At 75.0% G+C, this 23,628-nt stretch carries 21 protein-coding genes; 13 read left to right on the forward strand and 8 right to left on the reverse strand.

Annotated features, from left to right (window positions below; all coding sequences use genetic code 11):
• Positions 1–56: 56 nt before the first annotated feature.
• Both ACI78V_RS02920 and ACI78V_RS02925 read right to left on the reverse strand, forming a co-directional pair.
• Positions 57–1,025: a pirin family protein gene (locus tag ACI78V_RS02920; RefSeq protein WP_456848741.1), complete on the reverse strand. Its 969-nt coding sequence runs from the start codon at positions 1,023–1,025 to the stop codon at positions 57–59.
• A gap of 37 nt (positions 1,026–1,062) precedes the next feature.
• Complete coding sequence (locus ACI78V_RS02925) at positions 1,063–2,058, reverse strand: pirin family protein (protein WP_456848743.1); 996 nt, start codon at positions 2,056–2,058, stop codon at positions 1,063–1,065.
• Positions 2,059–2,267: 209 nt separating this feature from the next.
• Between ACI78V_RS02925 and ACI78V_RS02930 the strand changes: the two genes are divergently transcribed.
• Both ACI78V_RS02930 and ACI78V_RS02935 read left to right on the forward strand, forming a co-directional pair.
• The gene (locus ACI78V_RS02930; protein WP_456848745.1) at positions 2,268–3,290 is read left to right on the forward strand and encodes a methylenetetrahydrofolate reductase C-terminal domain-containing protein; all 1,023 of its coding nucleotides are present in this window, start codon (positions 2,268–2,270) and stop codon (positions 3,288–3,290) included.
• Positions 3,287–4,063: a class I SAM-dependent methyltransferase gene (locus ACI78V_RS02935; protein ID WP_456848747.1), complete on the forward strand. Its 777-nt coding sequence runs from the start codon at positions 3,287–3,289 to the stop codon at positions 4,061–4,063. The genes ACI78V_RS02930 and ACI78V_RS02935 overlap by 4 nt, the downstream gene beginning before the upstream one ends.
• Here ACI78V_RS02935 and ACI78V_RS02940 read toward each other — a convergent pair.
• Entirely contained in the window at positions 4,047–4,880 is an 834-nt protein-coding gene (locus tag ACI78V_RS02940) for a hypothetical protein (protein ID WP_456848749.1), read from the reverse strand. The two genes, ACI78V_RS02935 and ACI78V_RS02940, sit on opposite strands and share 17 nt — an antisense overlap.
• Here ACI78V_RS02940 and ACI78V_RS02945 point away from each other — a divergent pair.
• Positions 4,871–6,703 carry an ABC-F family ATP-binding cassette domain-containing protein gene (locus tag ACI78V_RS02945; RefSeq protein ID WP_456848751.1) on the forward strand — a complete coding sequence of 611 codons (1,833 nt, stop codon included), beginning with the start codon at positions 4,871–4,873 and terminating at the stop codon, positions 6,701–6,703. The genes ACI78V_RS02940 and ACI78V_RS02945 overlap by 10 nt on opposite strands.
• 117 nt (positions 6,704–6,820) lie before the next feature.
• On the opposite strand, the gene ACI78V_RS02950 is transcribed toward ACI78V_RS02945, so the two are convergent.
• Positions 6,821–7,522 (reverse strand): hypothetical protein, encoded by a 702-nt coding sequence (locus ACI78V_RS02950; RefSeq protein WP_456848752.1) that lies wholly within the window; start codon positions 7,520–7,522, stop codon positions 6,821–6,823.
• A 185-nt stretch (positions 7,523–7,707) separates the two neighbouring features.
• On the opposite strand from ACI78V_RS02950, the gene ACI78V_RS02955 reads away from it, so the two are divergent.
• From ACI78V_RS02955 to mnhG, 8 genes are all read left to right on the forward strand, one after another.
• A complete protein-coding gene (locus ACI78V_RS02955; protein ID WP_456848754.1) occupies positions 7,708–8,874 on the forward strand; it encodes a sensor histidine kinase in 1,167 nt (388 codons plus the stop codon).
• Complete coding sequence (locus ACI78V_RS02960; RefSeq protein ID WP_456848756.1) at positions 8,871–9,530, forward strand: response regulator; 660 nt, start codon at positions 8,871–8,873, stop codon at positions 9,528–9,530. Before ACI78V_RS02955 ends, ACI78V_RS02960 begins: the two co-directional genes overlap by 4 nt.
• Positions 9,531–9,686: 156 nt before the next feature.
• A complete protein-coding gene (locus tag ACI78V_RS02965) occupies positions 9,687–12,563 on the forward strand; it encodes a Na+/H+ antiporter subunit A (RefSeq protein ID WP_456848758.1) in 2,877 nt (958 codons plus the stop codon).
• Complete coding sequence (locus ACI78V_RS02970; protein ID WP_456848759.1) at positions 12,560–13,057, forward strand: Na(+)/H(+) antiporter subunit C; 498 nt, start codon at positions 12,560–12,562, stop codon at positions 13,055–13,057. The genes ACI78V_RS02965 and ACI78V_RS02970 overlap by 4 nt, the downstream gene beginning before the upstream one ends.
• Positions 13,054–14,742: a Na+/H+ antiporter subunit D gene (locus tag ACI78V_RS02975; protein ID WP_456848761.1), complete on the forward strand. Its 1,689-nt coding sequence runs from the start codon at positions 13,054–13,056 to the stop codon at positions 14,740–14,742. The genes ACI78V_RS02970 and ACI78V_RS02975 overlap by 4 nt, the downstream gene beginning before the upstream one ends.
• Complete coding sequence (locus ACI78V_RS02980; protein ID WP_456848763.1) at positions 14,739–15,284, forward strand: Na+/H+ antiporter subunit E; 546 nt, start codon at positions 14,739–14,741, stop codon at positions 15,282–15,284. Before ACI78V_RS02975 ends, ACI78V_RS02980 begins: the two co-directional genes overlap by 4 nt.
• Positions 15,281–15,610: a monovalent cation/H+ antiporter complex subunit F gene (locus ACI78V_RS02985; RefSeq protein ID WP_456848765.1), complete on the forward strand. Its 330-nt coding sequence runs from the start codon at positions 15,281–15,283 to the stop codon at positions 15,608–15,610. The genes ACI78V_RS02980 and ACI78V_RS02985 overlap by 4 nt, the downstream gene beginning before the upstream one ends.
• Positions 15,607–16,017, forward strand: a complete 411-nt coding sequence (mnhG, locus tag ACI78V_RS02990) for a monovalent cation/H(+) antiporter subunit G (protein WP_456848767.1) — start codon at positions 15,607–15,609, stop codon at positions 16,015–16,017. Before ACI78V_RS02985 ends, mnhG begins: the two co-directional genes overlap by 4 nt.
• 1 nt (position 16,018) lies before the next feature.
• Here the strand turns inward: mnhG and ACI78V_RS02995 are convergent, their stop codons facing one another.
• The 4 genes from ACI78V_RS02995 to ACI78V_RS03010 all read right to left on the reverse strand — a co-directional run bounded on the left by ACI78V_RS02995 (position 16,019) and on the right by ACI78V_RS03010 (position 21,201).
• The gene (locus ACI78V_RS02995) at positions 16,019–16,759 is read right to left on the reverse strand and encodes a VOC family protein (RefSeq protein ID WP_456848769.1); all 741 of its coding nucleotides are present in this window, start codon (positions 16,757–16,759) and stop codon (positions 16,019–16,021) included.
• Between the two features lie 47 nt (positions 16,760–16,806).
• Positions 16,807–18,552 (reverse strand): 2-isopropylmalate synthase, encoded by a 1,746-nt coding sequence (gene leuA / locus ACI78V_RS03000; RefSeq protein ID WP_456848771.1) that lies wholly within the window; start codon positions 18,550–18,552, stop codon positions 16,807–16,809.
• A 162-nt stretch (positions 18,553–18,714) separates the two neighbouring features.
• Positions 18,715–19,350: a helix-turn-helix domain-containing protein gene (locus ACI78V_RS03005; RefSeq protein ID WP_456848773.1), complete on the reverse strand. Its 636-nt coding sequence runs from the start codon at positions 19,348–19,350 to the stop codon at positions 18,715–18,717.
• Between the two features lie 258 nt (positions 19,351–19,608).
• Complete coding sequence (locus tag ACI78V_RS03010; RefSeq protein WP_456848775.1) at positions 19,609–21,201, reverse strand: phospholipase D family protein; 1,593 nt, start codon at positions 21,199–21,201, stop codon at positions 19,609–19,611.
• Positions 21,202–21,272: 71 nt separating this feature from the next.
• Between ACI78V_RS03010 and ACI78V_RS03015 the strand changes: the two genes are divergently transcribed.
• Positions 21,273–22,541, forward strand: coding sequence for an aspartate kinase (locus tag ACI78V_RS03015; protein ID WP_456848777.1), 1,269 nt, complete (start codon positions 21,273–21,275; stop codon positions 22,539–22,541).
• Positions 22,538–23,590 carry an aspartate-semialdehyde dehydrogenase gene (locus ACI78V_RS03020; protein WP_456848779.1) on the forward strand — a complete coding sequence of 351 codons (1,053 nt, stop codon included), beginning with the start codon at positions 22,538–22,540 and terminating at the stop codon, positions 23,588–23,590. Before ACI78V_RS03015 ends, ACI78V_RS03020 begins: the two co-directional genes overlap by 4 nt.
• The last annotated feature ends 38 nt before the right edge of the window (positions 23,591–23,628 follow it).

A 23,628-nucleotide genomic window follows, 5' to 3' on the forward strand; every position in this document is an offset into this window, starting at 1 on the left:
CGCCGTCCCGGCGCCGGATGTGCCCGGGCGGGCGCGGAGTGCACCCGCGCCCGCCGTCAGCGCACCCGGCCGCGGGCCTTCAGGGACACCGGCGGCAGCGGCGGCGCCGGGAGCCGCTCGCCGTCGTAGCCGACGACGGTGCCGAAGCGCTCGTCCTCGGCGTTCCAGCGCTCGGCGTACTCGGCGATCTCCTCGCCCGTGCGGCCGACGAAGTTCCACCACATGACGATCCGCTCCTCGAACGGCTCCCCGCCGAGCAGGAGCAGCCGGCCCGCCTCGGCGGCCCGCAGGCGCACCGATCGCCGTCCGGTGCCGAGGTACAGCATCGCGCCCCGCTCCAGCGGGGTGTCCTCGACCGTCGCGGACCCGGAGGACGCGAGGAGGGCGTACTCGAAGTCCGGCTCGAGGGGGATCTCGACGTCGGCGCCGGCGGTGAGGTCGAGGTCGGCGCCGACCAGCGGGGTGTGCGCGGTGCCCGGGGACGTCGCCCCGCCGAGCGAGCCCATGAGCACCGTGGCCGTCACCCCGTCGGAGGAGAACCCGGGCAGCTGGCGGTGGTGGGCGAACGCGGGTGCGGTCTCGCGGGCGGCGTCGGGCAGGGCCACCCACAGCTGGGCGCCGTGCAGGAACCGCGGGTGCACCGCGGGGGACTGCTCGGAGTGCGCGATGCCGTGGCCGGCGGTCATGAGCGCCAGCTCGCCGGGCCGGATGACGGCGTCGCTGCCGAGGGAGTCCCGGTGGTGGACCTCCCCCTCGAGCAGCCACGACACGGTCTGCAACCCGGTGTGCGGGTGCGGCGCGACCTGCATCCCCGCGGAGCCGGCGATGTCGTCGGGCCCGTAGTGGTCGACGAACGCCCAGGCGCCGACCAGCCGGCGGCCCAGCGTCGGCAGCAGCCGGCGCACGCGGGTGCTCTCGCCGAGCACCACCTCCTTGCCGGGCAGCAGGTCCAGCACCGGGCCGGCCGGGGTGCCCTCCAGGCCCCCCAGCTCATGCGCGGGGGGACGGCGGTCGAGGTTGCTCATCGCGTCCCTCCTCGGGCGGTGGTCGACATCCTGGCCCCTACGCGTCCTGGCCGGTCTCGCCCCGGACACCGGCGTGCGGGACGTGCTGCGCCGGGATGCTCCCGAGGCGGCCGGCCTGGAAGTCGGTGAAGGCGTCCACGACCTCCTGCCGGGTGTTCATGACGAACGGCCCGTACATGGCGATCGGCTCGCGGATCGGCGCCCCGCCCAGGACGACGACGTCCAGCGCCGGCGTCCGGGACTCCTGCTGCACCGCACCCGAGACCGTGATCGTGTCGCCGGGGCCGAAGACGGCCAGCTGGCCGGTGCGCACCGGGTGGGCGTCGACGCCGACCGAGCCCGCGCCGGAGAGCACGTAGACCAGCGCGTTGAAGTCCGGCCGCCAGGGCAGGTCGAGGGTGGCACCGGGGGCGATGGTCGCGTGCACCATCGCCATCGGGGTGTAGGTGGAGCCGGGCCCGCGGTGGCCGGCGACGTCCCCGGCGATGACCCGCAGGAAGGCGCCGGCGTCCGGGCTGGCCAGCAGCACCGACTGGTCGGCGCGCAGGTCCTGGTAGCGCGGCTCGACCCACTTCTGCGCCCGGGGCAGGTTCACCCACAGCTGCAGGCCGTGGAACAGGCCGCCGCTGACGACGAGGTGCTCCGGCGGGCGCTCGATGTGCAGGACGCCGCCGCCGGCGGTCATCCACTGGGTGTCGCCGTTGCTGATCGTCCCGCCGCCGCCGTGGGAGTCGGCGTGCTCGAAGGTGCCGTCGATGATGTAGGTGACGGTCTCGAAGCCGCGGTGCGGGTGCCAGGAGGTGCCCTTGGGCTCGCCCGGCGCGTACTCGACCTCCCCCATCTGGTCCATGTGGATGAACGGGTCGAGGTCGCGGAGGTCGACCCCCGCGAACGCGCGGCGGACGGGGAAGCCCTCGCCCTCGAACCCGGACGGCGCGGTGGTCACCGAGCGGACCCGACGGCGCACCGTGCCGGGAGCGGGCACGGGGACGCGCGGCAGGGCGGTGGTGTCCTCGACGGTCACGGCAGGCATGCCGGCCTCCTTGGTTGAGTACTCAACTAGTGGCGACTGTAGCGCCGGCAGCCTCGATTGTCTTCCCTCCTCGCCCGTCCCTCCGCCGTGAGCACGGGGCGTCGAGCCCGGGCGCACCGGCCCCGGCGTGTCGGGCGGCGACGACACCCTCACCGACACGGTGCGGCGGCCGGGTGGCCGACCGCGACCGGCCGGGTCAGGCTGCGACCGTGGACGACGTCGCCCGCCGGCCGGGCTGCCCGAAGCGCATGGTCTTCGGACCCTGCGGCGGGGTGCGGGCCGACGAGCGGTGCGAGGTCGCCGAGCACCGCTGCGTCTTCCTCGACGAGCCGGCGCCGGCCTGGGACGCGCCCGGCCCGGCCCCCGCGCGGCCCGCGCCGGGCAGCCTGCTGGACCTGGCCGGCACCCGGCCGGTGGTGCTCAGCGACCTCACCGTCCCGCCGTTCGACCGGGCCGCGCTGCGCCGCGTCGTCCGCGTGCTCGGGCCGGTCTCCGACGGGCTGCTGGCCGGCGAGCACGCCAACCGCCCCGACCTGCCGCCGAGCCTGCTGGCCGCGGAGGTGCTCGCGGCCGGCGGGCGGCCCTGGACGACGCTGGCCTGCCGCGACCGCAACCGCGTCGTCCTCGAGCAGGAGCTGGCCGGGCTGGCCGCGGTCGGCGTGGACGCGGTGCTGTGCGTGACCGGCGACGCCCGCGGCCCCGACGTCCGCCCCGGGGCCACCCAGGTCTTCGACCTCGACGGCCCGCGGCTGACCGCCCTGGCCGCGGCCGGCGGACTGCCGGTCGCCGTCCCGGAGTCGCCGGCCGCGCCGCCGGCGCACCTGCGCCCGGCGCGGGTCGCCGACAAGCAGCGCGCCGGGGCGCAGGTGTGCGTGCTCAACCACGTCCGGACGCCGGCGCAGGTGGCCGCGTTCGTCGCCGCCGCCCGGGCCGCCGGGGCCACGCTGCCGTTCGTCGCCGCGGTCGCGGTCTACACCGACGAGCGCTCGGCGCGGGTGCTGCAGCGCTTCCCCGGCCTGCAGGTGGACGACGACGCGCTGGAGCGGGTGCTGGCCGCAGCCGACCCGCGGGCGGCGGGGATCGCGACCGCCGTCGAGGAGGCGCGGGCGCTGCTCGCCGTCCCCGGGGTGGTGGGGGTGAACCTCTCCGGCCTGGCGTCGGCGGACGGCGAGGACGCGGGCGCGCGGGTCAAGGCCGAGGTGGCCGCCACGATCAGGGAGGTCGCCGCATGAGCGAGCTGGAGAGCGAGGCGATGGAGGCCGAGTTCGGCACCGTCGCCCGCTGGACCGAGGAGGCGGTCCGCGCGCTCGGGCCCGAGTACGCGATCCCGGCGGGGTGCCGGGGCAGCGGCAGTGAGGGGGCGCTGCGCTGGCTGGCCGACCGCCTGGACCTCACCCCCGGCAGCCGGGTGCTCGACGACGGCGCCGGCGTCGGCGGTCCGGCCGGCTGGCTGGCCGCCGAGCGGGGCGTGCGGGCGGTCTGCGCCGAGCCGATGCACGCCGCCGCGGGCGCGTCCGCCCGGCTCTTCGGCCTGCCGTCGGTGACCGCGCTCGCCCAGCGGCTGCCCTTCGCCGACGGCACGTTCGACGCGGCCTGGTGCCTCGGCGTGCTCTGCACGACGTCGGACAAGGCCGAGGCGCTGGCCGAGCTGCGGCGGGTGCTGCGCGACGGCGGCCGGCTGGGCCTGCTGGTCTTCGTCGCCGACCGCCCGCTGCCGCCACCGCTGCCCGAGGGCAACGAGTTCCCCACCGAGGCCGAGCTGCTCGACCTCCTCGAGGCGGCGGGGCTGCGGCCGGCGGAGACCGCGACCGCCGACCTCGGCGACAGCCCGGACGAGTGGAGCAGGCGCGCCGACGCGGTGGACGACGAGGTGGCCCGCCGCCACGGCGCGGACCCGCGCTGGACGGAGGCGCAGGAGCAGTCCCGCCGCGTCGGCCGGCTGCTCTCCGACGGCGCGCTGCGGGCCTGGCTCGGGGTGGCGGTCGCGGTCACCCCCGTCGGCTGAAGGCCCTCCGTGGCGACCCGCCGGTGGGACCGCCGGCGTCCACCGCGTCGGGGAGCCGCTCGCTGCTGGGCGCCGGCCGCGGCGCCCAGTGCGGCGGGGCCGCGGCCAGCCACGCCGCGCCGGCGTCGGTGAGCCGGCCGTCGCAGCGCAGCGGGGCCCAGCCGCGCAGCACGCGCAGCGCCTCGGCCACGGTGACCAGCACGCCTCCCACCCCGCGTCGGCGCAGGCCCGGCGCGACGGTCACCGTGTCGACGACGCCGGAGCGCGTCCACCAGCGGACCTCCCCGACGGCGTCGCCCGTCCCCAGCCCCAGCGCGACCACCCGGTGCGGGCCCAGCAGCGAGCCCGGCCGGACGCCGGCGCCGTGGAAGGCCAGCAGGGAGGTCGAGGGGACTCCGCTCGTGACGTGGTGGACCTCGTCGAACCACAGCGGCGGGCACCGGTCGGCGAGGTCCGCGGCGAGCTCCACCCGGACGGCGGCGCCGTCGGCGATCCGGTGACGGAGGTCGACCAGCCAGCCCGCGGGTCGCCGTCCCCGGGACTGCAGGGCGGTCAGGTCGACCGGCGTGCCGTCCGGGAAGCGCTCGGAGTTGACGGCGACCAGCGAGTGCTCGACCGACGCCGGCCCCTGCTCGGCAAGCGGGGCTTGCGGGTTGCTTGCGGGGCACTGGTGGCGGTGCCGGCCGCTCGGCTGGCAGCGTCGTGCGGCGGCCGTCCCGCCGGCCAGGGGCCGGTGTCCCGAGGGGGTCGGGACCAGGGCCCGGCGTGCGCGGATACTGGTGTTCCCATGACCTCCCCCAGAAGCCGATGAGCGCACCCCTCAACCTGGTCAACCTCGAGCGGGTGCAGAAGGCACACGGCACGACGGTGCTGCTCGACGACGTCTCCCTCGGGATCGCCGCCGGTGAGCGCATCGGCGTGGTCGGCCGCAACGGCAGTGGCAAGTCCACGCTGCTCGGCGTCCTCACCGGTCGCGAGGAGCCCGACACCGGCCGGGTCACCCGCCGCGGCGACCTGGCGATGGGCGTGCTGGACCAGTCCGGCACGTTGCCGCCGGGGACCACGGTCCGCGACGTCGTCCTCCCCCCGAGCCTCTTCGCCGCCGAGCACGAGTGGGCCGCCGACCCCGCGGTGCGCAGCGTGCTGACCGGTCTGGAGCTCGACCGGCTGGGCCTGGACTCGCCGGTGGCCCCCATGTCCGGTGGCGAGCGGCGCCGGGTGGCGCTGGCCGCCCAGCTGGTCCGGCCGCTGGACCTGCTCGTGCTCGACGAGCCGACCAACCACCTCGACGTCGAGGGGGTCGCCTGGCTCGCCGACTACGTGAAGCGCCGGGTCGGTGCACTGGTCGTCGTCACCCACGACCGGTGGTTCCTCGACGAGGTGTGCACCACGACGTGGGAGGTGGCCGACGGGGCGGTGCACGCCTACGAGGGCGGGTACGCCGCCTACACCCTGGCCCGCGCCGAGCGCGCCCGGATCGCGGCGGTGACCGAGGAGCGCCGGCTCAACCTGGTCCGCAAGGAGCTGGCCTGGCTGCGCCGCGGACCGCCCGCGCGCACCAGCAAGCCCCGGTTCCGCATCGAGGCGGCGCAGGCGCTCATCGCCGACGAGCCACCGGCGCGGGACTCCATGGCGCTGGCCGGCTTCGCCGCCCGCCGCCTGGGCAGGACCGTGTACGACGTGGAGGACGTCGACTACGCGGTCGGCACCGACGAGGGTCCGCGGACGCTGTTCTCCGACCTCACCTGGCACGTCGGCCCCGGGGACCGGATCGGCATCGTGGGGGTCAACGGCGCGGGCAAGACGTCGCTGCTCCGGCTGCTGGTCGGTGAGACCGAGCCCGACCGCGGCCGGGTGGTGCGCGGCCAGACCGTGGCGCCGGCCTACCTCTCCCAGCACGTGACCGAGCTGCCGCCGAGGGCCCGGGTGCTGGAGGCGGTGCAGGAGATCGCCCGGATCGCGCGGATCGGCAACCAGGAGATCTCGGCGTCCTCGCTCGCCGAGCGGTTCGGCTTCCCGGCGTCCCGGCAGTGGACGCCGGTGGGCGACCTCTCCGGGGGCGAACGGCGGCGGCTGCAGCTGCTGCGGCTGCTCATGGCCGAGCCGAACGTGCTGCTGCTCGACGAGCCGACCAACGACCTCGACATCGACACGCTCACCGCGCTCGAGGACCTGCTCGACGGCTTCCCCGGCACGGTGCTGGTGGTCAGCCACGACCGGTACTTCGTCGACCGGGTGTGCGACTCGGTGGTGGCGCTCATGGGCGACGGCTCGCTGGCCGCCCTGCCCGGCGGGGTCGAGGAGTACCTGGCGCGCCGGGCGGCCGGTGAGGCGCAGCTGCCGTCGGCGTCCGGCGCGACGGCGTCCACCGGTGGGACGGCGGGGCCCGCGTCCGCCGCGGAAGCTGCGCCGGCCCGCTCGGCCGGTGACGTGCGGGCCGCCCGCAAGGAGGCGGCCCGCCTGGAGCGGCGCCTGGAGAAGCTCACCGCCGAGGAGGAGCAGCTGCACGGCCAGCTCGCCGCCGCGGCCACCGACCACACGAGGGTGCTGGAGCTCGACGAGCGGCTGCGGGCGGTCCTCGCGGAGAAGGACCAGGTCGAGAGCGACTGGCTCGAGGCCGCCGAGCTGGCCGAGGGCTGACGCCGGGGGCGCGAGCCGGCCCGGCCGGGGGACGTCCCACGCGCGCCACGGCCCCGGGTGCAGGAGCACCCGGGGCCGTGGTGCGCGTGGAGGAGCGGGCGGGCGCCGGGTGTCGCGTCAGGCGACGGCCCGCTCGGCGCGGCGGCGGGCGATCATCCGCAGTCCGATGACCACCGGCGGGACGGCGCCCAGCAGCGCGAGTCCGGCGTGGGGCAGCGGGGAGAACGGCAGCGCCATCGAGCCCACGAGGGCGGCGACCGCCGGGGCGAGCAGCCACCAGCCGACCACCCCGGCCCGGGCCAGGCCGGCGTAGCCCACGAGCGGCCCCAGCAGGCCGAGCAGGGTCAGGACGCCGACCACGGCCACGCCCGGGTTCGCCGCGACCCCGTCGTAGAGGGCCACGGCCGTGGCCGGGTCGAGCTCCCGGCCGATGGCGGCGGTCCAGTAGTCGTAGAGGACGAAGCCGGCCACGGTGACCAGCCCGACCGCCGACAGGAGGGCGCCGACGACCGTCGGGATCCGGCCGCGCCGACCCCGCACGAGCGCCGGGACCCCCAGCCAGGACAGGGCCAGGGCGGTGTTGCCGTAGTGCAGCAGCATCGCCGAGAGCGTGGTCTGCCCCTCGTCCCGGGCCAGGGAGGCGATGTAGTCGGCGGCCGCCATGGAGTCCGACGGCGGCGACGTCGCCATGCCGGCGACGTAGAGCAGTGATCCGGCGATCAGCGCGCCGCCGGCGATCGGCAGCAGGAGCGAGCCGGCCGAACGGGAGGTCCGCGCGGGGGGCGTGGGGGCGGGGGTGGTGCGGACGTCGGTGGTCATGGTCCCTCGTCGAGTCGGTGCACCGCCTCGGTGCGGTGTCGGGGAGAAACCTAGGAACGGGGCTGTGACCTGCGCGTCCGTCGCCGCGCACCGACCGGGGTCCGCCGTGCGACGGACCCGGACGACACACCGTTCGGCCGCGTGGGGGATCCCCTCGGCCCCGGGCGGCCCCTAGCGTGCCCGCCATGTCCTGGTCCTCGCGCGGCCGTGCCCGTCTCGTCTGGCCGGTCGTCGGCGTGCTCGCCGCGTTGCTCTCGGTCGTGGAGACCGCGATCGACGAGTTCTACGGGTTCCCGCTCGTCACCTCCCTCCCCGGCGTCGCCGTCGGCCTGCTGCTCGGCGTCTGCCGCCGGTGGCCGGAGTCGACCGCGGTGCTCGGCTCGCTGTCGGTGCTCGGCAACGCCGCCCTCGGCACACCGGGGCCCGGGGGCACGCAGCTCATCGGGATGGGCCTGCTCGTGGGGCACGCCGCGGCGGTCCTGCCGGTCCGGCGCGGCGTGCGGGTCGCGGCGGTCACCAGCGCGGTCGTCGTCGCGACGGGGGTGGTGTTCTCGCCGTCCCCGTGGGAGGGCGTCTTCTACCTGCTCGTCACCGCCGCGGCCTACGGCGTCGGCTTCCTGGTCCGCCAGGTGCAGGGGCGCTCGTACGAGCTGCAGGTGCTCGCGCGCCGACTGGCCGAGCAGCAGGAGGCGGTGGCGGGGGCTGCCGTGGTGGCGGAGCGGGCCCGCATCGCCCGCGAGGTGCACGACTCGGTCGCGCACTCCGTCAGCGTCATGGTGCTGCAGATGGGCGGGCTGCGGCGGCTGCTGCCCGACCACCCCGAGGCCCAGGAGGTGCTGCTCGGCCTGGAACGCCTCGGGCGGGACTCGGTCGACGAGATGCGCCGGGTGGTCGGGATCCTCCGCGAGCAGCCCGACGGAGCACCCGCGCCGCAGCCCTCGCTGTCACGCCTGGACGCCGTCCTCGACGAGCTGCGCTCCGCCGGCATGCCCGTCGAGCTCACCGTCACCGGACAGCCGGTCGAGCTGCCGCAGCTGGTCGACGTCTCCGCCGTCCGGGTGGTGCAGGAGGCCCTGTCCAACGTCGTCCGGCACGCCGGTGCCGCCGCGACCCGGGTGACGGTCGCCCACGCCCCGGACGCGGTCACCGTGACCGTCGTCGACGACGGCCGGCCGCGGGTGGGCGCCGAGGTCCCCACCGGCAGCGGCGGGCACGGTCAGCTGCACATGCGGGAGCGGGTGGCGGTCGCCGGCGGACGCCTGGAGGTCGGGCCGGTGCGCGGCGGCGGCTACCGGGTGCGGGCGACCTTCCCCGTGGCGGTGGCGGCCAGCCCCGCGGAGGTGGGGGCATGACGATCCGGGTGGTGCTCGTCGACGACCAGGCGATGGTGCGCACCGGGCTGCGCATGGTGCTCGCCGCCGAGCCCGACATCGAGGTGGTCGGCGAGGCGGCGGACGGCGCGGCCGGCGTCCGCGTGGTGACGGAGACGCGGCCGGACGTCGTCCTGCTCGACGTCCGCATGCCGGGCATGGACGGCCTCGAGGCCGCCCGCCGGCTGTCCGCCGCGGACCTGTCGACCCGCATCATCGTGCTGACCACCTTCGACGAGGACGAGTACGTCGCCGCCGCGCTGCGGGCCGGGGTCAGCGGGTTCCTGCTCAAGGTCGCCCCGCCGGAGGACCTCGTCGCGGCGGTGCGCACCGTGGCGGCGGGGCAGGGCCTGCTCGACCCGGCGGTGACGCTGCGGGTCATCGAGAGCTTCGCCGCCGCGCCGGCACCCGACCCCGGCCGAGCAGCCGCGCTGGCCGAGCTGACCGACCGGGAGACCGACGTGCTGGAACTGGTCGCGGCCGGGCTGACCAACGCCGAGATCGCCGCGCGGCTGTACCTGGGGGAGGCGACGGTCAAGACCCACGTGAGCCGGGTACTGCTCAAGCTGGGCCTCCGCGACCGCGTGCAGGCGGTCGCGTTCGCCTACGAGAGCGGGCTGGTCCGGCCCGGCGGCTAGGGGGAGCCCGCTGCCCCCCCACCACTGGCCGGCTCGCGGCGGGCCCTGCAGCGCGGCCGACCCGGAACGCGCCTCCGGGTAGACTCCCCGGTACCGCCGGCCGTCGTCGACCGACGTCTGTGGTCCCCGAGCCGCCCTCCGACTCCCGGGAGACCCGTGCTAGTTCTGCTGCTCCTCCACCTGCTCGCCGGCGTGCTCGCGCCCGTGTTCGTGCGGTGGTGGGGGCGGCAGGCGTTCCTGGTCCTCGCCCTGGTGCCGGCCGCCGGCTTCGTCTGGACCCTCGCGCAGTTGCGCGCCGTCCTCGCCGGGGACGAGGTCCGCGAGACGGTGCCGTGGATCCCCGTCCTCGACCTCGACGTCGCACTGCGGCTGGACGCCCTCGCGCTCGCCTTCGCCGCGCTGGTCACCGGGGTGGGCGCGCTGGTGTTCGTGTACTGCGCCCGCTACTTCGAGCCGGGCGAGGAGGGCACCGGCCGGTTCGCCGGGTCGCTCACCGCCTTCGCCGGCTCCATGCTCGGCCTGGTCCTCGCCGACGACCTGCTGCTCCTGTACGTCTTCTGGGAACTCACCACCGTCTTCTCCTTCCTGCTCATCGGCGGCTCGGGGCAGCGGCTGGCCGCGCGGCGGGCGGCGTCGCAGGCGCTGATCCTGACCACCGCCGGTGGCCTGGCGATGCTCGTCGGGCTGATCCTGATCGGGCAGGCCAGCGGCTCGTACCTGCTGTCGGAGGTCGTGGCCGACCCGGGCAGCGGGACCGCCATGGTCGCCGGGACGGCGCTGGTGCTCGCCGGTGCGGTGACCAAGTCGGCGATGGTGCCCTTCCACTTCTGGCTCCCCGCCGCGATGGAGGCGCCCACGCCGGTCAGCGCCTACCTGCACGCCGCGGCGATGGTGAAGGCTGGCATCTACCTCGTCGCCCGGCTCGCCCCCGGGTTCGCCGACGTCCCCGGGTGGCGGCCGGTCGTGCTGGGCCTCGGGCTGGCCACCATGCTCGTCGGCGGCTACCGCTCGCTGCGGCAGAACGACCTCAAGCTGCTGCTGGCCTTCGGGACCGTCAGCCAGCTCGGCTTCCTCCTGGTGCTCGTGGGTGCAGGCAGCCGGGAACTGGCGGCGGCCGGGCTGGCGATGACCATCGCGCACGCCCTGTTCAAGTCGACGCTGTTCCTCACCGTCGGGGTCATCGACCACGCCACCGGCACCCGTGACCTGCGGAAGCTGTCCGGGCTGGGCCGGCGGCTCCCCGTGCTCGCCGGCATCGGCCTGCTCGCCGGCGCCTCGATGGCCGGGGTGCCGCCGCTGTTCGGCTTCGTCGGCAAGGAGGCGGCCTTCACCGCGCTGTGGGAGGGCGGCCTGCCCTCGCGCACCGCGGCCGTGGTCGAGCTGACCGGGCTGGTCGTCGGCTCGGTGCTCACCGCCGCCTACACGTTCCGGTTCCTCTGGGGCGCCTTCGCCGCCAAGCGGGGGGTGCCCGACACCGAGCCCGGACACCCGCCGGGTGCGCTGTTCCTCGCCGCACCGGCGGTGCTCGCCCTGGCCGGGCTGGTCGCCGGGCCGGTCAGCCCGCTGCTGGAGCCGCTGGTCGGCGGGTACGCCGAGACGCTGCCCCTGCTCGCCCCCGAGTACGTGGAGCTCGCGCTGTGGCACGGCCTGCAGCCTGCCCTGGCGCTGACCGCGGTCACCCTGCTCGGCGGTGCCGCCCTGTTCGCCGTCCGCGCCCCGCTCAACCGGGTGCAGCGGCGGATCGCGGTGGGGGCCTCGGCCGACGAGGGCTACTGGAACGTCGTCCAGGGCATCGACCGGCTCTCCGTGCTGGTCACCGGTACCACCCAGCGTGGCTCGCTGCCGGCCTACCTGGGCACGATCCTCGTCGTCGTCCTGGCGCTGCCGGGCACGATCCTGCTCACCCGTGCCCCGTGGCCGGGGGAGTGGCGGGCCTGGGACACCCCGGTGCAGGCGATGGTCGGCGTCGTCGTGATCACCGCGGCGCTGCTGGCCCTGCGCATCCGGCAGCGGCTCTCGGCGGTCCTGGTCGTCGGCGTGACCGGCTACGGGTGCGCCGTGCTGTTCGTGGTGCAGGGGGCCCCGGACCTCGCGCTGACCCAGTTCCTCGTCGAGACCCTCACCCTCGTCGTCTTCGTCCTCGTGCTGCGCAAGCTGCCCAAGGACATCACCGAGCGCCACCGGCCCCGGGAGCGCGCCGTCCGGGGGGTCATCGCCGCCGCCGTCGGGGCGTTCATGGCCGCCGTGGGCGCCGTGGCGCTGTCCGCGCGCACCGCGACGCCGGTCTCGGTCGACTACCCCGACGAGGCGTACGCCTTCGGCGGGGGCAAGAACATCGTCAACGTGACGCTGGTCGACATCCGCGCCTGGGACACCCTCGGCGAGATCTCGCTCCTGGTCGTCGCCGCGACCGGCGTGGCCAGCCTGGTCTTCCTCCGCGGGCGCACCGGCGGGGTCGAGCGCATCACCGGCTCCGCCCTCGCGGAGCGTCGCCGCCGCAGCAGGCGGGCGCCGCGCGACCGCTGGCTGGCCGCCACCGCGATCCTCGACCCCGCCCGCCGTTCGGTGGTGCTCGAGGTGATCACCCGGATCCTGTTCCACACGATCATGGTGTTCTCCCTCTACCTGCTGTTCTCGGGGCACAACGAGCCCGGCGGCGGCTTCGCCGGGGGCCTGGTCGCGGGCCTGGCCCTGGTGCTGCGCTACCTCGCCGGTGGCCGCTACGAGCTGGGCGAGGCCGCGCCGGTCGCCCCCGGCGTGCTGCTGGGGGCGGGGCTGCTGTTCGCCGGCGGCACCGGCGTGGGCGGCCTGCTGCTGGGCGCCGAGGTGCTGCAGACGGCCATCCTCGAGACCGACCTGCCGGTGCTGGGCCACATCAAGCTCGTGACCTCGCTGTTCTTCGACATCGGCGTCTACCTCATCGTCGTCGGCCTGGTCCTCGACGTGCTCCGCAGCCTCGGCGCGGAGCTGGACCGCCAGGAGGACGAGGAGGACCCGATCGAACTCACCCCCGGGGAGGTGGTGGTCCGATGACCCCGACCGTCGTGCTGCCCGTGATCATCGGCGGGCTCTACGCGGCGGGGGTGTACCTGCTGCTCGACCGCAGCCTCACCCGCGTGCTGCTGGGCTTCCTGCTGCTGGGCAACGCCACCAACCTGCTGCTGCTGTCCAGCGGTGGGGTGGCCGGGCTGGCGCCGATCCTGGGCTACTCCGAGCCGGAGGAGATGAACGACCCGCTGCCGCAGGCGCTGATCCTGACCGCGATCGTCATCACCTTCGGCGTCTCGGCGTTCGTGCTCGCGATGATCCACCGTTCCTGGCGGCTGGTGCACCAGGAGGTGGTCGGCACCGACGAGGAGGACCGCCGCGTCGCCGCCCGCTCGGGCACCGACGTCGACGAGCTCGACCCCGACGACCTCGCCCCGGAGGACCGCGCGGCCGGCCACGCCGACAGCCTGCACGTCCCCGACGTGGAGGACGTGCCCGCCGACGACGTCGACCTGCCCGCCGGGACGGGGGCCCGGTGACCGGCGTCCTCACGCCGCTGCCGGTCCTCCTGCCGCTGCTGGGCGCGGCCTGCGCGCTGCTGGCCTCCGGCTACCCGCGCACCCAGCGGAGCCTCAGCATCGCCGTGCTCACCGCGGTGCTGGCGGTCTCGGTGACCCTGCTGCTGACCGCGGACGCCGACGGCGCCACCGCGGTCTCCGTCGGCGGTTGGCCGGTCCCGCTGGGCATCGTCCTGGTCGTCGACCGGCTGTCGGCGCTCATGCTGGTGGTCGCCTCCACCGTGGCCCTCGGCGTCCTCGTGTTCGCCGTCGGCCAGGGCGCGGCCGACGGGCAGGAGGAGACGCCGCTGTCGATCTTCCACCCGACGTTCCTGGTGCTGGTGGCCGGGGTGAGCAACGCCTTCCTCGCCGGCGACCTGTTCAACCTCTACGTCGGCTTCGAGATCCTGCTGATGGCCTCCTACGTGCTGCTGACCCTCGGCGGCACGGCGCCACGCATCCGGGGCGGCATCACCTACGTCATCGTCAGCCTGACCAGCTCGCTGCTCTTCCTCGCCGCGATCGGGCTGGTCTACGCCGCGACCGGCACGGTCAACATGGCCGACCTCGCGGTGCGGCTGGGCGAGCTGCCCGAGGGCACACAGGTGCTGCTGCAGTCGATGCTGCTCATCGCCTTCGGCATCAAGGCCGCGGTGTTCCCGCTGTCGGCCTGGCTCCCCGACAGCTACCCGACCGCGCCGGCGCCGGTCACCGCGGTCTTCGCCGGCCTGCTCACCAAGGTCGGCGTCTACGCGATCATCCGCACCCAGACCCTGCTGTTCCCCGACGGCGCCCTCGACGACCTGCTGATGTGGGCGGCCTTGGCCACGATGGTGATCGGCATCCTCGGTGCGGTCGCGCAGACCGACCTCCGTCGGCTGCTGTCGTTCACCCTGGTCAGCCACATCGGCTACATGGTGTTCGGCATCGCCCTGGGAACGGCCGCGGGGCTGGCCGGCGCCGTCTTCTACGTCGCCCACCACATCGCCATCCAGACCACGCTGTTCCTCGTCGCCGGCCTGGTGGAACGCCAGGGCGGGACGACGTCGGTCAACAAGCTGGGCGGGCTGGCCCGGCGCTCGCCCCTGCTGGCCGTGCTCTTCTTCGTGCCGGCGATGAACCTGGCCGGCATCCCGCCGCTGTCGGGCTTCATCGGCAAACTCGGCCTGCTGCAGGCCGGGGTCGCGGAGGGCAGCTCGCTGGCGATGGTCCTGGTCGCAGGCGGGGTCGTGACCAGCCTGCTCACCCTCCTGGCCATCGCCCGCGTGTGGACCCGCGCCTTCTGGCGGCCGCCGACGCAGGCTCCGGCCGACGACACCGCGGCCGCCGCCGCGGCCGACGCCGGATCCGGGAACGGGCAGACCGCGGACGGCGGCCCGGCAGCGGACGGCGACGCCTCCCGCACCGCGTTCCAGGTCGCGTGGCGCCGGCACACGCGGGTGGCGACCGCGGCCGAGCCGGACCTGCCCCCAGCGGCGGCCAGCGTCCGTGCCCTGCGCCCGCTGCCGGTGACGATGGTGGCGGCCACCGCCGCGCTGGCCACGGTCACCGTCGCGCTCACCGGGCTGGCCGGCCCGCTGTACGGCATCGCCGACCGCGCCGCCGAGGACCTCCTGGACCGGACCCCGTACGTCTCCGCGGTGTTCGGCGGGGAGCAGACCCCGTGAGCGTGGAACCGGTCGCCACCCGGCTGCGCCACCAGGTGCCGCTGGTCGCCTGGCTCGTCCTGGTCTGGATGCTGCTGTGGGGCACCTGGTCCTGGGCCAACGTCATCAGCGGGGTGGTGGTGGCGCTGGCCGTCCTCGTGCTCCTGCCGCTGCCGCACGTCGTCGGCGGGGTCCGGGTGCGCCTGGTGCCGTTGCTGGTCTTCCTCGGCCACTTCGCCGTCGACCTGCTCGTCTCCGCCGCGCAGGTGGCCTGGCTGGCCCTGCGCCCGGGCGGCGCGCAGCGGTCGGCGATCGTGCGGGTCCAGCTGCGCGCCGACTCCGACCTGCTGCTGACGATGGTGGCCGAGGCGACCTCGCTGGTCCCCGGCTCGCTGGTGCTCGACCTGGACCGGGAGGAGCGGCTGATCACCGTGCACCTGCTGCACGCGCGCGACCATGAGGCCGTGGCGCGCGAGAAGGAGGACGTGCTGCGCACCGAGACCCGGCTGGTCCGGGCGTTCGGCTCGGCCGCCGACGTCGAGGCCCTGGAGTCGGGCCGGTGACCGTCGTGACGTACGTGCTGTACGCCCTCATCGGCGGGGGAGCGCTGCTGGCGCTGGTCCGGCTCGTGCTGGGCCCGTCGCTGCTGGACCGGGTGGTCGCCACCGACACGCTGCTGGTCATCATCTCCGCCGGCCTCGCGGTGTACGCCGCGCTCGAGCGGAACCCCACGGTGGTGCCGGTGCTCGTCGTCGTCTCGCTGCTGGCCTTCGTCGGCTCGGTGTCGATCGCCCGCTACGTCGGCGGGATGCTGGTGCGCGCCCGCACCGGCGACGGGCGGGACCTCGGCCTGCCGGTCGCCGCCGAGGTGCAGGAGGGACGCCGGTGACCGGCGTGGCCGACGTCCTGGCGATCGGCTGCCTGCTGGCCGGCGCCTTCCTCTGCCTCACCGCCGGGCTGGGCCTGGTCCGCTTCCCCGACGTCCTGACCCGGATGCACGCCGGCACCAAGCCGCAGGTGCTCGGGGTCCTGCTGATCATGGTCGGCGGGGCGATCCGGCTCAACGGCTGGTCGGCGACCTGGATGCTGCTGCTCGTGGCCGCCTTCCAGCTGCTCACCGCCCCGGTCAGCGCGCACATGATCAGCCGGGTGGCCTACCGGCGCCGGCACGTCCGCCGCGACCTGCTGCTGGTCGACGAGCTCGCCGACGGCAGCCACCAGGACCGCGTCTACCGCGGGGACGAGCCCGGCGACGCGCCGCCGGAGGACCCTCCGCGGTCGGTTCCCGGCGGGTGACTCAGCTCAGCTGGCCCAGCCAGAACGGCAGGCCCTGGTCGTCCCGGCAGTACGCGGACAGCCCGTAGGGGTGCCGCTCGACCTCCCCGGCCCGGCCGCCGGCGGTGCGCACCGCGGCGACGGCGACCTCGATGTCGTCGACGGCGTACACCGGCACCGCGCCGAGGTCGTGGGTCGCGCCGCCGGCGATGCCCACCACGGGGGTGACGGCCTGGTCCTCCCAGTCGTCGTCCACGCGCCCGGGGCTCATCGACCAGCCGAGCACGGCCTCGTAGAAGTCGCGGGCGCGGGCACCGTCGGGCACGCGCAGGGTCAGGTACACCGTGTCGCCGGGGCGCATCGGGGGTCGGGCGGCGGCGGGGGACCCGGCCGGGGTCTGCAGCATCCAGCGGTGTCCGAACGGGTCGACGACGACGCCGGTGCGCCCGTGGGGGGCGTCGGCCGGCTCGCGTTCGACGGTCGCCCCGGCGGCGGCCGCGCGGGCCACGGCGCCGTCCACGTCCGGTACCGACAGGTGCAGGGTGACGCTGACCCGGCCCCCGTCGGGGGCAGCCAGGCCGAGCTCGGCGTACTCGTCGGCGAGGTAGAGGGTGGCTCCTCCGACGTCGAGTTCGGCGTGGCCGATGCGGTCGTCGTCGGAGACGTGGGGGTCGCCCACCACGCGGGCGCCGAGCGCGTCGGCGTACCAGGCCATCGCCGCGCGGGCGTCGCGCACCACGAGGTAGGGGGCCAGCTGCGACATCCCCGGATGATGCCCCGTCGGGGTCCGACGCGCCGCCCCGGACCACCTCACCGCTGGGCCCGGTTCACCGCCGAGACGACCGCGCGCAGCGACGCGCTGACGATGTTCGGGTCGATCCCCACGCCCCACAGCACCCGGTCGCCCACGGCGCACTCGACGTAGGCCGCGGCCCGGGCGTCGCCGCCGGCGGACATGGCGTGCTCGGCGTAGTCGAGCACGCGGACGTCGACGTCGACGGTCTTCAGCGCGTCGACGAACGCGGCGATCGGCCCGTTACCGCGGCCCTGGATCGTCGTCGGGACGCCGTTGTCGACCAGCTCGACCACCATCTCGTCCAGCTGGTCACCGTGCGCGGTGTGCCGGTGGCCGGACAGCGCGAACCGGCCCCAGGGGGAGTCCGGGTCGGGCAGGTACTCGCTGGAGAAGGCCGTCCACATCTGCTGGGCGGTGACCTCGCCGCCCTCGTCGTCGGTGTGCCGCTGGATGACGGCGCTGAACTCGATCTGCAGGCGGCGCGGCAGGTCCAGCTGGTTCTCGGTCTTCATGATGTAGGCGACGCCGCCCTTGCCGGACTGGCTGTTCACCCGGATCACGGCCTCGTAGCTGCGGCCGACGTCCTTGGGGTCGATCGGCAGGTACGGCACGGCCCAGGGCATCTGGTCCACCGGCTTCTCGGCCGCCCGCGCGTCGGCCTCCAGCGCCTTGAAGCCCTTGTTGATCGCGTCCTGGTGCGAGCCGGAGAAGGCCGTGTAGACCAGGTCGCCGCCGTAGGGGTGCCGCTCGTGGACGCCCAGCTGGTTGCAGTACTCCACGGTGCGGCGGATCTCGTCGATGTCGCTGAAGTCGATCTGCGGGTCGATGCCCTGGCTGAACAGGTTCAGGCCCAGGGTGACCAGGTCGACGTTGCCGGTGCGCTCGCCGTTGCCGAACAGGCAGCCCTCGATGCGGTCGGCGCCGGCGCGGTACCCCAGCTCGGCGGCGGCGACGGCGGTGCCGCGGTCGTTGTGCGGGTGCAGGCTCAGCACGACGGCGTCGCGACGACCCAGGTTGCGGTGCATCCACTCGATCTGGTCGGCGTACACCGTCGGCTCGGCCATCTCCACCGTCGCCGGCAGGTTGATGATCGTCGGCCGGTCGGGGGTGGGCTCCCAGACGTCGGTGACGGCGTTGCAGACCTCGACGGCGAAGTCCAGCTCGGTGCCGGTGAAGGACTCCGGCGAGTACTCGAAGGAGATCTCGGTGCCGGTCATCTGCTCGGCCAGCTTGCGGACCACCTGCGCGCCGTGGACGGCGATGTCGACGATGCCGGCGCGGTCGGAGCCGAAGACGACGCGGCGCTGCAGCGTGGAGGTCGAGTTGTACAGGTGGACGATCGCCTGCCTGGCGCCGCGCAGCGACTCGTAGGTGCGCTCGATCAGCTCGTCGCGGGCCTGCGTCAGCACCTGGATGGTGACGTCGTCGGGTACCAGGTCGTCCTCGATGAGCTGGCGGACGAAGTCGAAGTCGGTCTGGCTGGCCGCCGGGAAGCCGACCTCGATCTCCTTGTAGCCCATGCGGACCAGCAGCTCGAACATCCGCCGCTTGCGGTCGGGCGTCATGGGGTCGATCAGGGCCTGGTTGCCGTCACGCAGGTCGACGGCGCACCAGCGGGGGGCCACGGTGGTGACCGTGTCGGGCCAGGTGCGGTCGGGCAGCACGACCGGGGTGAACGGTGCGTAGCGGTGGACCGGCATGCCCGAGGGCTGCTGGGGGTGCCGGACGTGCGGGTGGTTCTCGCTCATGTTCCTGCTCACGGGGGTTCGCTCCTCTGGCGCGGGCTGGACTCAGCTCCGTGGGTGCGGTCAGCAGGCGCCGGGGACGCGCGGACTCCGCGGCGAGGGGGCCGACCTAGGAGAGGGCCTCGCCGCGGCGGGTAAGCAGGAGGCTGCCGCGCACGCCCCCACGGTAGCAGCGCGTCAGGCCAGGTCGCAGCCACACGCGCAGTCGGGCGCGTGCACGGGCGGGCCGTTGCCGTCGTCGGCCTCGTCGCACCGCGGCGGGCAGGTGCAGTCGAAGCCCACGCCGATGCCGCTCAGCTCGCCGGAGAGGAACCTCCGCTGCCGTTCTGCTCTCCACTTCTGCCACCGCGCCAGGCGGCGGGCCTCGGCGCGCTGCCACGGCGCGTCGCCGGCCCGGGGGAGCTGGTGGTCGTCGGGCGTGCCGGTGCGGTCACGGCGGGCATCGCGCCGGAGCCGGTCGCGGTCGAACGTGTACCAGACATGATCGCGGCTGTAGCGGTGCTCGTCGTGCCACCAGCCCTCGTCGGAGTACCGGGTGTCGAGGTGCGCCGGGTACAGCCGGCCGGCCGCGTCCCGCACGGCGTCGGGGTCCATGCCGGGCACCTGCCGGCCCTGCGCGTCGACGAGGACGAGCCGCAACCCCGCCACCTCGGCCGCGCGCGCCACGGCGCGCGCATCGAGGCCGGAGCGGCCGCTCTCCACCGCGGCCACCGCGGACTTCGAGACGCCGATCCGGGCCGCCAGCTCACGTTGCGAGAGGTCGGCCACTCGGCGGATCCGGCGCAGCCAACCGCCGAGGTCGATCCCGCCCACCCCGACGAGGCTCGCGGTGCAGCGCGTCGGAGGGGAGCGGACACCTCGGTCTGTGGAAGCTCGTGCTCTGCCCACAGTCGTGGGCAGAGCACGAGGCTCCGGAGGGGTGTACTACCGGGTCGCCCATCGTGCTCCGCCCCTCAGGGCGGGCAGAGCACGAGCTTCCGCAGGGAGAGTGGTCGGCTCCGGGGAACGGTCGGCTCCGGGGACGGGCCCGCGGTGGCCGGGAGGGCCGGGGGCCGGGCCGCGGGAGACGGGTCAGAAGCGCTTGGCCAGCCGCATCCGCCAGGGCCGGCCGTCGGGGTCGTCGACGAACCGGTAGACCGGGGTCGCCCACAGGCGGGTGGGCAGTGACAGCCGCTCGGTCCGGTGCGGGCGCAGCCGGCCGGGCGGGCGCGGGCCGCGCCGGCCGCCGGCGTGCCAGGCCTCCAGTGCCCCGGCGCTGTCCTCCAAGGCGCGGACGAACGCGTCCGGGTCGAGCAGGTCGGCGTCCTCGCTGCCGTCCGGAGCCCGGTCGAGGTGCTCGCGGGCCAGTTCCAGCCGCAGGTCCCGGGCGAACACGCGGGCGCCGTCGCCGGTGCCGGCCGGGTCGCGGGGCTCACGGGGGTCGCGGGTGGTGTCCAGGACGGCGGAGGACAGCTCGCTGTCGTGGGTCCAGGACCGGCGGTTGAAGTTGTCGCTGCCCACGCTGGCCCACACGTCGTCGACCACGCAGACCTTGGCGTGCACGTAGACCGGCGTCCCCTCGTGGTTCTCCGCGTCGAAGACGTGCACCCGGTTGCGGCCGGCCCGCCGGCACATCTCCAGCGCCTGCCAGCGACCGACGTACTGCGAGCGCTCGGCGACCGCGCCGTCCTGGTCGGGCACCCGGGGGACCACGACCACCAGGTGCAGGTCGGGCCGGTCGGCGAGGGCCTGCGCGAACAGCCGGGCCACGTCGGCCGACCACATGTACTGGTCCTCCAGGTAGACCAGCCGCCGGGCCCGCTCGATCGCCTTCGAGTACCCGCGGGCCACCGACCGCTCGCCGGCCGGCGCGAAGTCGTACGGCGGCCGGATCGCCGGGTACGTGCGCAGGTTCTGCACGACCATCGGACCGCACGGCGGGGGCGGCGGCAGCTGCGGCGGCAGCGGGTCGGCCCGCAGCCGCGCGTGGTGCAGCTTGTCCCGCACCCAGGCGATCGGGTGGTCGGCGTCGGGGCTGGTCGGGTCGTCCCACCGTTCCCGGAACACGGTGTCCAGGACGCCGACCGTCGGCCCGCGCAGCATCAGCTGGACGTCGTGCCACGGCGGCCGCGGCCCGTAGGCGTCGGCCATGGGCAGCGACTGCGGGTCGCCGGCGTGCGCGGCGTCGTCCCGGCGGCCGTGGCACAGGTCGATGCCCCCGACGAACGCGGTGTCCCGCGTCGGGTCCTGGTCGTGCCGGCAGACGACGAACTTCTGGTGGTGGCTGCCGAAGCGGCGCACCCGCTGGTCGAGGATCACCTCGCCGCCGCCGTGCTCGACCTCGGCGTCGAGCGCGCGGTTCTCCTCCTTGCTGAACGACAGCCGGTCCATGTGGGAGCGCCACACGAGCCCGCGCACGCAGACCCCGCGGCGCACGGCCTCGGTGAACAGCTGGGCGACCGTGGGCCCGCCGGGGCGCAGCTGCTCGTCCGGGTCGCCCCGCCAGTCGGTGAAGAAGAGGTGGTCGCCCTCGTCGAGGGCCTCCACGCAGTCGACGAGCCGGTCGAAGTAGGTGGCGCCGTGCACCAGCGGCTCTGCCAGGTTGCCCTCGGTCCACGCCGGCAGGCTGGTGGCCGGGTTCCCGCGCTCCTCGGCGGTCAGCAGCCAGCGCGCGGGATCGTCCACCCGGTGATCACATCCCGCCGTCCCGGGGCACGCAAGCACGCCGTGCGCGGACGTCGGTAGCCTGTGGACCCGTGGCCCTCGTCGTCCAGAAGTACGGCGGATCATCCGTCGCCTCCGCCGCGCACATCAAGCGCGTCGCCGAGCGCATCGTGTCGGCCAAGAAGGACGGCAACGACGTCGTCGTGGTGGTCTCCGCCATGGGGGACACGACCGACGAGCTGCTGGACCTGGCGGCCCAGATCACCGACGACCCGGCCGGCCGCGAGCTGGACATGCTGCTCACCGCGGGTGAGCGCATCTCCATGGCCCTGCTGGCCATCGCGATCAACACCCACGGGTACGAGGCGCGGTCGTTCACCGGCTCGCAGGCCGGGGTGCTCACCACCTCCAGCCACGGCAAGGCCCGGATCATCGACGTCACGCCGGGCCGGTTGCGCGACGCCCTCGACGACGGCGCGATCGTCATCGTCGCCGGGTTCCAGGGCGTCAGCCAGGACACCAAGGACGTGACGACGCTCGGCCGCGGCGGGTCGGACACCACCGCGGTGGCCGTCGCCGCCGCGCTGCAGGCCGACGTCTGCGAGATCTACACCGACGTCGACGGCGTCTTCACCGCCGACCCGCGGATCGTCCCGAACGCCCGGCGGCTGGACACCGTGACGTACGAGGAGATGCTCGAGCTCGCCGCGTCCGGTGCGAAGGTGCTCATGCTTCGCTGCGTCGAGTACGCCCGCCGCTACGGCATCCCGGTGCACGTCCGCAGCTCCTACTCCCAGCTCCCCGGCACGATCGTGACCGGCTCGATGGAGGACCTCACGGTGGAACAGGCCATCATCACCGGCGTCGCGCACGACCGCTCCGAGGGGAAGATCACCGTCTACGGGGTGCCCGACCGGCCGGGTGAGGCCGCGCAGATCTTCCGCGTGCTCGCCGACGCCGAGATCAACATCGACATGATCGTGCAGAACGTGTCGGCCGAGGCGAGCAAGCTCGCCGACATCTCCTTCACGCTGCCCAAGAGCGACGGACCGGCCGCGCTGGCCGCGCTGGAGCGGGTCAAGCACACCGTCGGCTACACCGACACCCGCTTCGACCAGCACATCGGCAAGGTGTCGCTGGTCGGCGCGGGCATGCGCTCGCACCCGGGCGTCTCGGCGCGCTTCTTCGGCGCGCTCGCCGACGCGGGGGTCAACCTCGAGCTGATCAGCACCTCGGAGATCCGCATCTCCGTGGTGTGCCGCGACACCGACGTGGACCTCGCCGTCCGCGCGGTCCACGACGCCTTCGACCTCGGCACGGACGAGGCCGAGGCCGTCGTCTACGGAGGGACCGGACGATGAGCCTGTTCAGCAAGGACGGCCTGCGCGTCGGCGTCGTCGGCGCCACCGGCCAGGTCGGCGCCGTCATGCGCACGATCCTCGCCGAGCGCCGGTTCCCGGTCGGCGAGCTGCGCTTCTTCGCCTCCGCCCGCTCCGCCGGCAGCACCCTGCCGTGGGGGGACGGCGAGATCACCGTCGAGGACGCCGCGACCGCCGACCCCTCCGGCCTGGACGTCGCGCTCTTCTCCGCCGGGGCGAGCACCTCGCGGGTGCAGGCGCCGCGGTTCGCCGAGGCCGGCGTCACCGTGATCGACAACAGCTCGGCGTGGCGGCGCGACCCCGACGTCCCGCTGATCGTCGCCGAGGTCAACCCGCACGCGCTCGGCGAGATGCGCAAGGGCATCATCGCCAACCCCAACTGCACCACCATGGCCGCGATGCCGGTGCTGGCCCCGCTGCACGCGGAGGCGCAGCTGGTGCGCATCGTCGCCAGCACCTACCAGGCGGTCTCCGGCAGCGGGCTGGCCGGCGTCGAGGAGCTCGACACCCAGGTCAAGGCCGTGGTGGACAAGGCCGCCGAGCTCACCCACGACGGCGCGGCGGTGACCTTCCCCGAGCCGGTCAAGTACGTGCGGCCCATCGCGTTCAACGTGCTGCCGATGGCCGGCTCGCTGGTCGACGACGGGACGTTCGAGACCGACGAGGAGCAGAAGCTCCGCAACGAGAGCCGCAAGATCCTCGGCATCCCGGACCTGCGGGTGTCGGGCACCTGCGTGCGGGTCCCGGTGTTCACCGGTCACTCGCTGTCGCTGAACGTCGAGTTCGCCCGGCCGCTGTCGGTCGAGCGCGCCACCGAGCTGCTGACCGGTGCGCCCGGCGTGGAGCTCACCACCGTCCCGACGCCGCAGCAGGCCGCCGGCAACGACCCGAGCTACGTCGGCCGCATCCGGCAGGACCAGGGCGTCGACGACGGCCGGGGCCTGGCGCTGTTCGTCAGCAACGACAACCTGCGCAAGGGTGCCGCCCTCAACACCGTCCAGATCGCGGAACTGATCGCGCAGTCCCGCTGAGGGACGGCCTCGTCCCTCCCCGTCCTGCGCCGGCTCGG

Source organism: Geodermatophilus sp. SYSU D00742 (assembly GCF_054049935.1).

What these genes read in the sequence shown, in the direction of transcription:
- ACI78V_RS03020 (WP_456848779.1), top strand. Translation starts at nt 22,538, where the DNA reads ATGAGCCTGTTCAGCAAGGACGGCCTGCGCGTCGGCGTCGTCGGCGCC.
- ACI78V_RS02960 (WP_456848756.1), top strand. Translation starts at nt 8,871, where the DNA reads ATGACGATCCGGGTGGTGCTCGTCGACGACCAGGCGATGGTGCGCACC.
- ACI78V_RS02995 (WP_456848769.1), bottom strand. Translation starts at nt 16,759, where the DNA reads ATGTCGCAGCTGGCCCCCTACCTCGTGGTGCGCGACGCCCGCGCGGCG.
- ACI78V_RS02920 (WP_456848741.1), bottom strand. Translation starts at nt 1,025, where the DNA reads ATGAGCAACCTCGACCGCCGTCCCCCCGCGCATGAGCTGGGGGGCCTG.
- ACI78V_RS02950 (WP_456848752.1), bottom strand. Translation starts at nt 7,522, where the DNA reads ATGACCACCGACGTCCGCACCACCCCCGCCCCCACGCCCCCCGCGCGG.
- ACI78V_RS02935 (WP_456848747.1), top strand. Translation starts at nt 3,287, where the DNA reads ATGAGCGAGCTGGAGAGCGAGGCGATGGAGGCCGAGTTCGGCACCGTC.
- ACI78V_RS02970 (WP_456848759.1), top strand. Translation starts at nt 12,560, where the DNA reads ATGACCCCGACCGTCGTGCTGCCCGTGATCATCGGCGGGCTCTACGCG.
- ACI78V_RS02925 (WP_456848743.1), bottom strand. Translation starts at nt 2,058, where the DNA reads ATGCCTGCCGTGACCGTCGAGGACACCACCGCCCTGCCGCGCGTCCCC.
- ACI78V_RS02955 (WP_456848754.1), top strand. Translation starts at nt 7,708, where the DNA reads ATGTCCTGGTCCTCGCGCGGCCGTGCCCGTCTCGTCTGGCCGGTCGTC.
- ACI78V_RS02945 (WP_456848751.1), top strand. Translation starts at nt 4,871, where the DNA reads ATGAGCGCACCCCTCAACCTGGTCAACCTCGAGCGGGTGCAGAAGGCA.